The 14,226-nt window shown below is 62.0% G+C and carries 3 protein-coding genes (1 of these 3 cut by a window edge); all 3 read right to left on the bottom strand.

From position 1 onward, the window contains the following. Positions 1-33 precede the first annotated feature (33 nt). Complete coding sequence (locus AACY49_RS03145; protein WP_339521581.1) at positions 34-12,411, bottom strand: SDR family NAD(P)-dependent oxidoreductase; 12,378 nt, start codon at positions 12,409-12,411, stop codon at positions 34-36. Between the two features lie 67 nt (positions 12,412-12,478). Continuing rightward, positions 12,479-13,888 (bottom strand): cytochrome P450, encoded by a 1,410-nt coding sequence (locus AACY49_RS03140; RefSeq protein WP_258700302.1) that lies wholly within the window; start codon positions 13,886-13,888, stop codon positions 12,479-12,481. Further along, positions 13,885-14,226, bottom strand: partial view of an SDR family NAD(P)-dependent oxidoreductase gene (locus AACY49_RS03135; protein ID WP_339521580.1) — the 3' end only. Its footprint extends 11,745 nt past the window's final position; the window shows 342 of its 12,087 coding nt (coding positions 11,746-12,087); its start codon lies off the right edge, out of view; its stop codon occupies positions 13,885-13,887. The genes AACY49_RS03140 and AACY49_RS03135 overlap by 4 nt, the downstream gene beginning before the upstream one ends.

Genomic DNA, 14,226 nt, shown 5'->3' with positions numbered 1-14,226 from the left:
CCGGGTCAATTCTTCAGATCAATTGAATGGTTTCTAAACGGCTTGCAGCTTTGCCGCCAACTCGCCCAGTTGCTGCTTTTCATAAAACAGGTCGGGCATCAGTCTGGTGCCAAAGCGCTTGTTCACGCTGTCCGTCAGTTGCACCACCATGATCGAGTCCAGCCCCAGGTCATGGACCTGCGCCGATTCGCCAGTTTCCTGCGGCGCAAACCCCAGCTTGTGCTGCAACTCTTGCTGGATAAACGCGAGAATTCGCTCGCCGAGAGTGGCTTCACCATCGCCACCCTGCGTTTGCGCAATGGCACCAACAGGCTGAGTCGTTGGCTCAAACGATGGCCGTACGACCGCTGCAATACTCCCAGCCAGCCAATGGTGATCGCGGCGGATGTTCGCCAGTTCCTGCTCGCCAAGATGCAGGCTGACCCGATCAGCCTTGAGGTAAATCCGGGCCTGCTCATCCAGCACCAGCACGCTGAACGACAGCACATCAGCGTTGAGCCCGATCTGCGTCAGGATCACCGAGAAGTTGCCGACGGGCTGTTCGTAGCAACACAGCTGCTCGATATTGCGCACAATGACCCGGCCTTGCGGCAGCCCCAGCTCTTCGAGCAACAGGTAAAACGCCTTGTCGAGGGTGGTCGCCAGATAAGGCGACAACTGAACGTTGCCGGCATGGTGATTGTGCCGATTGACCGGTGGCCGGCCTTCCAGCAGCAAGCCATTGCGGCTGATCACCAGCTCGCCCTCGTTGTCGAGGTAGGGCGAAAAATCGTAGCCAGCCTGGGCCAGTCGCCGGTTGACATCGGCGGTGCCCGACGCGCCATCGCCACCACGGTGCCCTGGCTGGCGGTTCAACAGCTCACTGGCGGCGTCCAGCAACGACTGCGCCAATGCCGGTTCGTTGCCGGTCAACGGGTTGATCAGGGCAAACCCCAGGTTGACCGACTGTTCGCCCTGGCGTCGCACATCGAACTCCAGCTCCAACTGCCCTTCGTCAATTTCCAGCAAGCGGTACGCAAGCCCGGTAACCGACGCCCAGTCGGCAATAAAGTGCTCGAACGCGCAGGACACCGACAGCGTGCAACCGTCAAACCGCGACACCAGCGCCGGTATCGCCAGCGCGACGTCGGCGAAGTTGAAGGCACTGATGCGTTGCCCGTCTGCGGCCTTGTAAACGTAATCGAGCAATTGCGCCTGGACGAAGTCGCTGCGAAACAGCGCGCCCGGTTGCGGCGTCGAACAGTTCTCGGTCACCAGCGGGTGCAGTTTTTTGGTGAACATCAAGGGATTGATGATCGCCGACTCGTAGCCTGGCTCGGTGTACCAGCAGCGGTTTTTTTCAAAACCGTAAACCGGCAGGCTGATGCGCTGTGGCTGCTGACCATACAGGCTGGCCCAATCGACCTGGTTATCGCCGTTCAGCCACTGGTTCAACAGCGGCGTCAACGGACCATCCACCTCTGGTAGCTGCGCCGCATCGTTTTCCTGAAAGCGGTAGAACGTCGTGCTGTCGTAACGCCCTTCGATACAGGACGTCAGCGCGTCCAGCAGCGCTGGTCGACTGTCGCAGCGAATCACCAATCGGTTGCGCAGGTTGTTTTTGCCGACCTGCAGCGTATAGGCGATCTGTGCCAACGACGCCTCGCTGCTCGCCAGCCAGTCCCTGAAACGGGTCAGGTTTTCCACCAGTACCGACAGCTTGTGCACCGAGAACACAAACGCCAGGCGGTCATCGGCAATCTGCCCGGCGCTGTCCCCTGGCTGCGGATATTCTTCGACGATCATGTGCGCGTTCATGCCACCTGCGGCAATCGAAGTCAGCCCGGCCCGTCGTGGAAACCGTTGTTTTTCTCCATTGATCAGCCGTTCCGGGCGACGCCATTCTGTCAACTGCTGCGGCACCACGAACGGTGTGTCGGCGAAGTCGATGTCCTGATTGAGCAGGCCCGAATGGATCGACGGTGCAATCTGCCCATGCTTGAGTTGCAACAGGGTCTTGGTCAACCCGGCCACGCCCGATGCAGCCAGCAGGTGGCCGATGTTCGACTTGATCGAACCGAGGTAACAGAACTGCTTGTCGTCGGTGTCGCGGTTAAAGGCGTTATTGAGCCCCAGCACCTCGATCGGGTCCCCCAGCCGCGTGCCTGAGCCATGACCTTCCACATAGGAAATCGACGATGGGTGCACCTTGGCCTGCTCCATCGCCTGACGGATCGCCAGGGTTTGCAGGTCCGGGTTGGGCACGTTGAAACCGTTGCGTTCGCCGGCATTGGTGATCGCCGAGCCCTTGATCACGCCGTAGATCTGATCGCGATCGGCAATTGCCCGGTCCAGGCGTTTGAGCAGCACCGCCCCGACCCCTTCGCCGATCACCGTGCCGTCGGCGCCAACCCCATAGCTGTTGACCGACTCGGAGGTGATCGAGGTGAAGTTGCCCTGTGACGTATTGACCACTGTATAGGGGTGGTACATCAGGTTCAGGCCGCCGGCCAGCACCATCATGGTCTCGTCGTGACGCAGCATCTGGAACGCAGTGTGAATGCAGGTCGAGGACGACGAGCACATGGTGTCGATAAACAGGCTCGGCCCGGTCAGGCCGTAGAAATAGGATACCGTCATCGGGATGGTTGCCATGCCCGAACCCGACGCAATCGAACCGCCGGACAAATTGTGCTCGAAGCCGTAGTAGTGATAGTCGTTGGTCATGGCGCCCAGCAACACGCCGACGTTGCCGCCATAACGGCTTTGCAGGGTTTCACGCGAATAACCGGCGTCTTCAAAGGTATGCACCGCCGCCTGAAGGAACAGCCGGACTTCCGGCGACATGTGATCGGCATAGACCTTGGGCATTTTGAAATAGCTGTAGTCGAACTTGTCCACGTCCTTGATGAAGGAGCCGTTGATGCAGGTGGTCTTGCCCAGCACGTCACGGTTCTTGTAGTAGAGCTTGCTGTGGTCCCAGCGCTCGGCGGGGAACTCGCTCATGCAGTCGACGCCGTTGGCGAGGTTCTGCCACAGCTGGTCCATGTTGTCCGCACCCGGGTAATAACCGCCCAGGCCGATCACGGCGACGTACTGCGCCAGATCACTGTCTTCGATCTGTGCAGGGGAGACTGGCGTGGCGGGTTGGCTGGCGGCTGCGAAACGATTGAACGCCGGTTCAATTGAAGGTGCTTGAGCGACCGAAGCACTTAGCGGCGGCTGCTCATCATCGCCGAACATCGCGGCAAACCGGTCGCGATATTTCACCGCGAAATGGTCAACCATGCCGGCAATGTTGACGTGTTCGAAGAGCAGGGTCTTGGGCAAAGAACCGAGGTGTTTTTCCAGCTCGTTGGTCACGCCCACTGCCATGATCGAATCAAAGCCATAGACTTCGAACTTCTCCGCCGGATGGATTTTCGCTGCGTCAATCTGGGTCACCTTGGCGATGATCCGGGTGACAAACGTTTCGATGTGTTTTCGCAGTTCGCTGTCGCTGAGCCCCGTCGTCCTGCCTGATTGTTGCGGCGCCTGTTTTACTGGGGTTTGCTGCTGGGCAGGCGCCGCTTGACCCATACTCGCCAGCCGCGATGACTCGCCATACACCACCCACGCCTGAGCGCTGACTGAGTTCGTCAACAGCCGCCGCAGGCTACCGAGGCCCTCCTCCAGCGGCATTGGTACGATGCCGAACTGTTCGCGCATCTGTTGCTCGATTACCGGCGCCAGGCGCATGCCGCCGTTGCGCCACAGCGGCCAGTTGATGCTCAGCGAGCGCCCCTTGCGCTTGCCATCGGCGGTAAGGTTTTGCCGGTAGTGCATGAAGGCATCCATCCAGGCATTGGCGCAGGCATAGTCCGCCTGCCCCAGATTGCCCATCGCCGCCTGGGACGAACAGCACACCAGAAAGTCCAGCGGCCGCTCGCCGATGGCCCGGTCCAGCGCCTCGACACCGGCCACTTTCGCCGCCAGCACCTGTTCAAAATCACTGGAGGACTTGTGCATGATCAGGCTGTCACGGATCACCCCCGCGCCATGGATCACCCCGTGCAGGGTGCCCTGCTCGGCGTAAATGCCGTCAATCCACTGCCCGACCGCCGTTGCGTCGCTGACGTCCAGTGGCTGGTAAAGCACGCGGGCGCCGAGCGCCTCCAGTTGCTCGAATTTCTGTTGTGCAGGCGCACTCGGCACCGAGCGGCCCGCCAGGTACAGCACCGGGTTGTGGCAACTGCTGGCGATCTGTTCCGCGAAGATCAATCCGAGGCCCCCGGCACCGCCAGTGATCGCATAGACACCGGCATCGCGAAATGGCACGGGCTCAGGGTCTTGCACCGGTTCCGCGGCCAGCTCACGCCATTGGCTGCCATACAGGTTGCCGCTGGCGAAGATCCGCACCCGTTGCTGGCAGTGGAAGCGGCTCTGCTCGGCGATCACACGACTCATCGCCGCGTCGCCCATGTCGGGATCAACCGCCACCAGTCGGGCCTTCAACTCGCAATTTTCAATCATCGCGGTGCTCAACAGCGCATCCAGCGCGCTCAGGCGCAGGTCATCCTGGCCCTGGCCGACGTACAGTTGCAGATAGTCGCCAGCCTTGGCGTCCCATTGCTGCAAGCACTTGAGCAGCGCCAGCGCCGCCGCTTGGTAAATCGCGGCACTGGTTTCGCCCGCCGCACCGGACAAAACACTGACCTGGGTGCCGAACTGCCGACGCAGCTCGGCCACCACCGCGTCGGGCAACCCCAACAGCAGCAGGTGCGGCCGGACATCAACGGGCAGCGCTTCGCCGGGACTGTCGAGGGGCTGCCAGAACGGGGTGCGGATCAAACGGCCAAGGGCTTCGATCGGCTGCGTCGTGTCCTGTGCCTGAATCGCGTGCCGTTCAGCGCCGGTCCGGCGCGAGCTGAAGCCCTCCAGTTGCAGCAGGCATTCACCGGCGTGATTGCAGATGTGTAGATCGATCTTCTCGACCGGAGCGCCGTCTGGCATCGCGTGGCGCGTCGCGATCACTGTCAGCGGCCCGAGGCGCAGCGATTGTTCGACCGAGCCGTACAGGCGCAGGCTTTCCAGGGCAAACGGCAGTGCCGGTTCAGCAGCTTGCTGCCCGGAACCCAGTAAAGCGGCGATGTGCAGCGCGCTGTCGAGTATTCCCGGTGGCAGCAGCACGCCGTCCATCTGCGGATCGAGCGCTGCGTCGGACAATTGGCCTAGCACCCGGTCGCGTCCCATGTGGATCTGCCCGGCAGCACGGAAGCTGCTGCCGTAATGCACACCCATGGACTCGAAGTCGCAATACAACGCGTCGTGGCTGCGCTCGCCGAGGCTGCACTCAGCCGCCCATTGCGCCAGCTCAAGCGCTGGTGGCGCGGGAGCGGCAACGGTTGCCAGCAGCGCGTCGCCCTGAGCATGCAGTTGCTGTGTCACGCCGTCGAGGCTGTAAATCCTGAAGGACAGGTTATCGCCGGCCTTGAGTGTCAACTCACAGAACAGCTCGGTCTCGCGCGGGTCGCCGGTAACTGAAAATGCCAGTGGCCGCAACCAGACCATGTTGCGCAGCGTGATGTGCTGCGCTGGCAGCTCGCTGGCCCTGACAATCGCTTCGCGAGCTATTTCCAGATAAGCGGTGCCCGGGAAAATCAGTTGATCGCCGATCCGGTGATCGACCAGAAACCTTTCGCGACCGCTGAAGCGGCTGACAAAACACTGACGAGCCAAGGTTGAGATATTGCGATGCAACAGCGGGTGCAGTCGCTCCACACCCTGGCCAGTATCGCGCTGTGAATGCTGATGGATTTCAGGCCAATAACGCTCGCGAGCAAACGGATAACCCGGCAGCGATACACGTGGCGGCGACGCCACAAACAGGCGCCGACCGTCGATGTCATAGCCCTGACGATAACTATCCGCCAGCCCCGACAGCAGCTCGCGGAGCTCGTTTTCATCGGCATTGAGGCTGTCGCCCAGCAACTGTTCGATATAACGGCTGACGGTTTTGCGCGGGGAAAATTCGCGCTCGACTTCACCGCCAAACAGGTTGGGCCGCTTCTCGCCGACCAGATAACGCTGCAGGCCGTAGCGCGCTTCTTCCAGATCCGCCGCCACCAAGGCCAGGCGATAACGGAAGTGATGCCGACCTTCGAGCAGCGTATGGCTGATCGACGGCAACTGCTCATCAACGTAGCCGCCCTGCTCCAGCGCCACGTTCAGTTGTGCGACTTTTTCCTGCAAGGCTTCGGCGGTCTTGGCCGATAACACCAGCAAGTAGCAAGGTCGCCGCAGCGCAGCGCCATCGTGCTGCTGGCTGTAGCTTTGCAACACCACGTGAGCGTTGGTGCCGCTCATGCCGAAGGCGCTGACCGCGCCGATGCGTTCGCGGTCGCGGCCTGCCTGCGGCCAGGCCTTGCTGGCCTTGTTGACGTAGAACGGGCTCTGTTGCCACTGGATATAGTCGTTTTCCTGCTCGCAATGCAGGCTGGCCGGAATGGTTTCGTGGCGCAGCGCCTGCAACAGGCTGATGACGCTGACCAGCCCCGAGGCGGCAAAAGTGTGGCCCAGATTGGTCTTGGTCGAGGTCAGCGCGCAATGGCCCGCCGTGTTACCCCGGAACGCATCGTTGAGGGCGTTGATTTCTACCGGGTCACCCAGCTGGGTGCCGGTGCCGTGGGTGACGATGTAGTCCACTGTCTGGGTGTCGATCCCGGCGCGGCGATAAACGTCTTCCAGCAGGCGTTGCTGCGAAACGCCGCTGGGCGCGGTGATGCCGTTGGTCTTGCCGTCGTAGTTGATGCCGCTGGCGCGCAGCACGCCGTAAATCCGGTCGCCATCGGCCTCGGCACGGGCCAGCGGCTTGAGCAGCACGCAGCACACCGCCTCGCCCGGCACCATGCCGTTGGCCCGGTGATCGAAGGTGAAACACTTGCCATCCGGCGAGAGCATCCCCGCCTGGGTCATGCCGATAAAGGCGTCTGGCGAGAAAATCAGATTGACGCCAGCGGCGATGGCCATCTCGCATTCGTGGTTACGCAGGCTCGATGCCGCCTGATGCAGCGCCACCAGTGCCGACGAACAGGCGGTGTTGATCGCCATGGTCGGCCCGGTGAGGTTCAGAAAGTACGCTAGCCGCGACGCGAGAATGCCGTTATGGCTGGAGGTCAGACTCTCTTCGCCGGCGAGTCGCTGGAAGTCGCCCTCCTCGACGCCGACGAACATGCCGACCCGCTGCGCTGCCAGGTGACGCGGGCCGATGCCGGCGTCTTCCAGGGCGTTCCAGGACTCCTGCAACAGCAGGCGCTGCCGGGGGTCAAGATTGTTTGCCTCGCGCGGTGAAATCTCGAAAAACAGCGGATCAAATTCGTCGATCCCCGGCACGCTGCCCATCCAGATACAGCGGGTCTTGGCCGGGTTCTCCCGCGGATCGCCATAATGCTCGCGCCAGTCGTAACGCTCGGCCGGGATCTCGCCGACCATGTCGCGGCCCTCGACCAGCAATTGCCACAATTCATCGGGCGTACGGGCGCCGGGGAAGCGGCCACTGATGCCGATGATCGCGATGGCGTTGGTGTCCGGGCTTGAGGTGATTGCACTGGCCGGCCCCGGCAACGGTTCAGGTGCGCAGGTCACGGTACGCAAGTAGCAGGCCTCTACCGCCTGCCGGTGCTGTTCCAGCAAATGCGCGGCGAGTTTTGCCAAAGTCGAATGGCTGAAAAATACTTCCGGGGTCAACTTCAGGGCAAAGTGCCGGCTCAGCAGCCCGGCATACTCCGCCAGGCTGATGGAGTCGAAACCGAAATCGGCCAGATTGGTGTCTTCGCCGAGCGTCTGCCGTTCGGCATTCAGCGGCCGGCTCGCCAGTTCCCGCAAGTCCCATAACAGCGACTGCGCAAGGCTCAACCCTTTGAGTTCGGGACGGCGGTGCGCCGGGTTGCGTGCGGGGGCTGCCGGCGGTGTTTCAGCCCTGGTTTTTTGCGCCGGTTCGTTGATCCCGGCTACCAGCTGTTGCAACCGCGCCGGTTGCCCGGCCAACACCAATACCTGCTCGACGTCACTGCTGACGATCCGGCGCAGCAATGTCAGGCCTTCGGCGCTTTCCAGCATCCGCTGGCCGCTGGACTTGAGGTAGAACTCAGTCGACTCGCACTCGCCCACCAGCATGCCGCCATCACGCCACAGCGGCCAATCGATCGCCACGACCCGCCGTGCGCGCCCGGTCTGGACGTAACGCGCATAGGTCTGTTGGAAACGGTTGGCCATCGCGTAGCTGCACGCACCCATATCCCCCAGCAATGCCGAGCTTGAGGAGAAATGGCAGATCAACGCCAGCGGTTGCGCCGCCAGCACGTCGTCCAGCACTTGTGTGGCCTTGATCTTGGCGTTGAGCACTGCATCGAAATCCGCAGGTGAACTGGCAAATACACTGCCATTGGCCTTGAGGCCGGCGGCATGAATCAGGCCGTCGATCGGCCCGCTCTGCGCCAGCACCTCAACCAGTGCAGCCGTCAGTGCCAGACGATCTGCGCAATCGGCCTGCACATGGAATACCCTGCAGCATTCATGGCTCAGCGCATCGATTCGCGCCTGTGTGGCCGCCGACAATGGCGAGCGACTATTGAGTAGCAGATTCAGTTGACCGCTGCCGCGTTGCCTGGCCTGGTTCGACAGTTCGCCCGCCAGCAGCAAGCCCAATTCGCCGAGTCCGCCAGTGATCAGCAGGGTATTAAGTTGATCCAGAGCCAGCGGCTCGACGGCGGGCTCGGCGAGGGTCGGCGTCAAGACCGGCCGCAGGGTCAGCGTGTCCTGATACAACCTGCTGCCCGCCGGTTTGCCGCTGAGTTGCAGCCACACGCGGCGCAGCCAGCGGTTGTCGTCGGCGGCACGGTGAGGCAAATCGATGGCCACCTCGACGGGGCAATCCATCACCGCGCCAAGGGAGCGTTCGATGCCTATCCAGGACTCAAGGTGGCATCGTTCAAGCGCATCGTCAGCCCGGCCAGCCAGCAGCAAGCGTTCGATAGGCGTCGTGGTGGCAGCCATGGCCTTAAGCAAGGCAACTATCGGGCTGCTGTCGCGAATCCAGCGTCGATCATCCATGCCCCACAAATACACAATCCGGGTTGCGCCGTGGGTCGACAGCGCCTGTTGCAGTCCTTCCTGCAACTGTTGCAGGTCGTGCGCCGCTACGCGGTAATGGCCATCCTCATCGCGACCATTGGCGTCACCGGCAGCGATAAAGAGCAGCTCGGTGTGCGGGCTCAGGTCGCGGATTTCACGGGCCAGTTGCTGGCGTAGCCGAGGTTCAGCCAACAGGCAGATCACCCGCTTTATCCCGCTCCCTCCAACCGGTTCCTCGACCGAAAGCCATTGTTCGGTGTGAGTGAGCAACGTGCTGTCGGCGGCCGCTGCCGCGGCGGTTGGCATCGGCGCTTCCAACCAGTGGCGTTCCCTGGCAAAGGCGTAACCCGGCAGGCTGATTCGTGCGGGATGCCGCCCCGCGCCATAGAGACGCGACCAGTCGATATTGTCCTCGTTGTCAGCACCCGCAAGCCACAGCGCTGCCAGCTGCCGCAGGTCAGCACCGGCCAGGGCCTGTTCGGCGCTCATGACCGGTGCAGCAAAATCGATATCGCGCTCGCCAGCGATCCAGGCTTGCAGCCGGTGTTGCAACTGTTCAAGGCTGTCGACCATGAAAGTCGCCCGCGCCGCCATCGCCTCTCGCCCGGTTTGGAGGGTGTACGCCAGTGCAGCGAGGTCCGGCGTGTGCTGCTCCAGGTGTTCCAGTAACCGCACCACCTGCTCTCGCAGGCGTTGTTCATTGCGTGCGGACAACGGCACCAGCACCTGCTGGCCCTGATGCGTGGCGAACTGGCGTTGCTCGCGATACTCCTCCAGCACCGCATGGGCGTTGGTGCCGGAAAAACCGAAGGAGCTGATTCCAGCTCGTCGCGGTGTGTCTTGTTCCGGCCAGTCACGGCCCTCGGTGTCGATCAGCAGCGGCGAGTCTTCGAGTTTGATATGAGCGTTCTGCTCTTTGAAATGCCCCAGCGCCGGCAGTTTCCGGTGCTTCATCTGCTGCAGCACTTTGAGCACCCCGGCGATGCCGGCTGCGCCCTCGGTATGGCCGATGTTGGCCTTGACCGAGCCGATATGGCAGAAACCCCGATCGTCGGTATATCGCGCAAAGGCGCGCTTGAGCGCATTGATCTCGATCGGGTCGCCCAGTCGGGTGCCGGTGCCGTGGGCCTCGATATAACTCAAGGTGCGTGGATCGATACCGGCGTTCTGCCAGGCATGCACGATCACGTTTTCCTCTCCCGCCACGCTCGGCGCCGTCAGCGAAGGTGTGTAACCGCCATGCAGCGCCGCCGAACCCTTGATCACGCCGTGGATCGGGTCGCCATCGGCCAGCGCCTGTGACAACGGTTTGAGCAACAGCGTGGCGACGCATTCACCCGGCACATAGCCGTCGGCGCGGGCGTCAAAGGTGTGGCAACGCCCCGTCGGCGACAGCGCGCGGATCGCCGAAAAATAGCGGTAGTGCCAGGACGACAGCAACAAGTTGCTACCACCGACAAAGGCCATCGCGCACTCGCCGTTGCGCAACGCCACGCAGGCGGCATGCAACGCAACCAGCGACGAGGAGCAGGCGGTGTTGAACATCAGGCTAGGGCCTTTGAAGTCGAACCAGAACGAAATCCGGTTGGCCGCGATCGTGCCGCTGCCGGTGGCGATGTACGGGTCCATTGGCAGGCCAAGTTCGCTTATCTTGTCGACGTACTCGTTGAAACAGGAACCGATGAACACGCCGGTATTGCTGCCGCGCAAGCGCTGGACCACCCCGGCATTCTCGGCGCTGGTGTAGGCGCTCTGCAGCAGCAGCCGCACTTGTGGGTCCATCCACTGGGCTTCGCGGCGGGACATGTTGAAAAAGCCGGCGTCGAACTTGTCGACGTCGTCGATGAAACTGCCCCAGCGGGAATAGGTTTTGTCTTTGGCGTCGGGATCGGCATCGAACCACGGAGAAATATCCCAGTGATCCGCCGGCACTGGCTTGATCAGTTCCAGGTCCTGCCAGAGGTTGCGCCAGAACTGATCCAGATCGCCGGCCTCGCCGAACTGCCCGTGCATTCCGATGATTGCAATATCGGTCTGAGGATTGCTACTGCTGTGCGCAGTGGCGGCGGGTTCAGTCACCGGGATAATCCCGGTCGTCATGCCCTGCTCGCCCAGCAATGGGGTGAACGCCGTGCGGTGCTCCTGCCAGAGAAACATCGCCAGCTCGGCGATGCTCGGGTATTCAAAAAACACCGTGGGTTCCAGTTCGATCTGCGCCGCGCTGGCGATACGTTGCGCCAGATTGACCAGTTGCATGGACTCAAGTCCCAAGTCCATCAGGTTGCGCTGGCGTTGTTTTTTTCCAATCTGGCTGGCGCCGATGGCGTGCAACTGGGTCAGCAGATAGTCTTCGACCGCTACGCTGCTGCCGACAATCTCAACCGCGCGCGGCTCAGCCTGATCAACCAGATTGGCACCGCGCAGCCGCTTCAACGAGCAGCCATTGAACTGAGCAATCAATGCGCCGTCGTCGCCGTACAGCTCGGCATCAAACAACACCAGTTCGCCGGAGTTCTTCACCAGACGGGCGTGGATCCAGCCGGTTGCCGGTGCCTGGCGCCGATGAAACGTCAGGGACTTGATTCCTAGGGGAATGTAATGGCTGGCGAGCTGCTCCCCGGCCAGCAGAGGAATGATTGTCAGAAAAGCGCTGTTGATCAGCAATGGATGCAGGCCGTAGTGGCGCGCATCGCTCAGCTCCACCCGCGACAGCGCCTGACAGCCGTCCGGCTGCTGGTAGAGCGCTTGCAGGGTGCGATAGCTCTCGCCAATGTGGATGTGCTCGCTGATCTGGTAGATCGAAGCCAATTCCACCGCCGTCATACCGGTCATGAGTTCAGCAGGCAACACTTGCTGGCGTTCAACAGCGACCGCCGACAGTTCGCCACTGGCCACCACTTGCCAGGGCGCCAGCGGCGTACGGCGGCACACGGCCTCGAACCCGGGCTGGCTGGCACGGATCGCCACTTCAAGCTGCTCGCCCTCGACCAGCGCAATGGGTGCGGCAAACGTCAGTTTTTTCAGTTGCAGCGCTTCACCCTCGGAGAGCTGACCCAGACCGTGCTCCAGCGCCAGGCTGGCATAAGTCAGCCCCAACAGGATCTGCTGGTGATTGAACTGGTGATCGCGCAGGCACGGCTCGTCGTAGCGATAGACAGCGGCGGCGATCAGGTCGGCGCTGGCCGGTGGTGCCTCGATCAGTCGCGGCACCGGGTCGTGGCGAGCGCCGGCTCTGAGCTTCTCGAATTCCAGCGCCGCTTGTTCGACGCTGATTTCCTGCCGTTGGATTTTGCCGTGCAGAACCCTGATTTTACTGTCCACTGCTCTCTCCAATCCCTGGTTCTGATAGTGCCTGCAATACCGCAAATACGATGTGCGCCCTGCCCGATCAGGCGCCGCTGAGGTCGAGGAACGCTTTGTTCGAGGGACGTAAAAATGGCAAGTAGGCCGGCGGCGGCATCTTGCCCACCAGACGCGGCACAATGCCCTTGGGCCCCAGCTCCCGGGCCAGCATCGCGATAAACAGAGTGATCTCCAGCGCGGCGACATGCCGCCCGAGGCACGCGTGGGGACCGCCGCCAAACTGGCAGGTTTCCACCTGGTTCAGCGCACGGTCCAGACCCAGCCAGCGTTCCGGCTGCCAGCTGTCGGGATCCGGGTAGCGCTCGGGGTTGCGCGAAACATGCAGCAGGCTGACCCCGGCCATCACCCCGGCCGGAATCGTGCGCCCCATCAATTCGAACTCGGTGTGTACCTTGCGCATTTCAAAAGGCGCCGGTGGATAGAGGCGCATGGTTTCGCGGAATATCCCCTCGGCCAGTGGTACCTGTTTGACCAGTTCCTCGTGGGTAAAGGGCATGCTGTCGAGCCCCGCGACCTGCTCGCACAACTGCTGCCAGATTTCCTGATGCTGCGACAGCATCAACGCCGACCAGGCCATCACGGCGGCGGTGGTTTCCGAACCGGCAAAGCCAAGGCCGAGGATGTTATGCACCAACTCGACCTCGGACATGCCGTTGCCGTGGTCATCACGGCCGAAGATCATCGCCCCGACCAGGCTGTCGTGGTCATTGTTGGCCCGTGTGGTGGCGACAATCTGCGCCACCCGCTGTTCCAGCCAGCCCCGCGCCTTTCGACAGCGCCACGCCGGAAACCCGGGCAGGTTGACCTTCAGTGGAATCATGCCCAGGAAAAACTCTTCGTACTGGTGACGCCACAACTCCAGCTCGTGCGTCTCAATGCCCAGAATGCGGAACACTACTTCCAGGGCGATGTCCTTGGTCTGCGGAAATATCGCCAGTTTGCTTTCGCGGCTCCAGTGCTTGAGGCGTTGATCGATGGTTTCCACGATGAACTGGCCCACCTGCGCGCGGGTCAGTCCCTTGGGGGTAAACGCATCGGTGCTGGCCCGCCGTGCATTGCGATGGCGCGGGCCGTCAAACGCGTTCATGGCCTCTCCGGTAATCACCGGCATCTGTTCGCGCAGGAACGAATTGTCGGTGTACTTGTTCTGCAGGATCTCCAGGCCTGCCTCGTCCATGATTTGCAGCACCGGCAGCTGGGTGCCGAAATAAGTCCAGAAGATCGGCCCGCACGCGGCCTCGGCCTGACGCAGCTCACCGAGCGCGTCCTTGCCGATCTTGTGCACATGACCGAGCAAGGGAATTTTGCCGGGCATGACCGGGAAACCGTCTTTCATCTTCACGTTGCCGGCAACCGGATGAGCGAGTCTGGCCGCTTGCTGGCCGACAACCGCATCACTTTGCGCGGGTACGGTAGTGTCTTGAATCTGGCTCATAACGTTCCCTGTTCATTGGTTGAGGTGGTGAGCAGTCGTTCAAATTGCGCGGCGTCCAGTTCGCCGCTGCTGATGCGCCGATACAGTTCACTGGAAAACAACGCGGGTGGCGCTGTGCCAGACTGCGGCGGCGCCAGTGGATGCTCAAACTCATAGCCGGGCAGCGCGATCCGGTTGCCGCCGTCCGGGTACAGCGCCGGGACACTCAGCTCGGCACCGCGACACCAGGCTTCTCCCCTCTGCATCAGTGACCCCGACGCGGTCCCAGGCTCGCCCTCTTCAATGCCATCAACCGGTGATAGCCAACAGCCGCTATCTGGTGTGCCCGCCAACAGCAA

Origin of the sequence: Pseudomonas sp. EL_65y_Pfl2_R96 (genome assembly GCF_963970905.1) — a bacterium.
GTDB lineage: Bacteria > Pseudomonadota > Gammaproteobacteria > Pseudomonadales > Pseudomonadaceae > Aquipseudomonas.
Note: the sequence above shows the minus strand (reverse complement) of the source record. Positions and strands in the feature narration are given on the sequence as shown.

Bases quoted from the DNA above. Each gene is read 5' to 3' on its own strand.
- AACY49_RS03140 (WP_258700302.1), bottom strand. From the start codon at position 13,888: ATGAGCCAGATTCAAGACACTACCGTACCCGCGCAAAGTGATGCGGTT.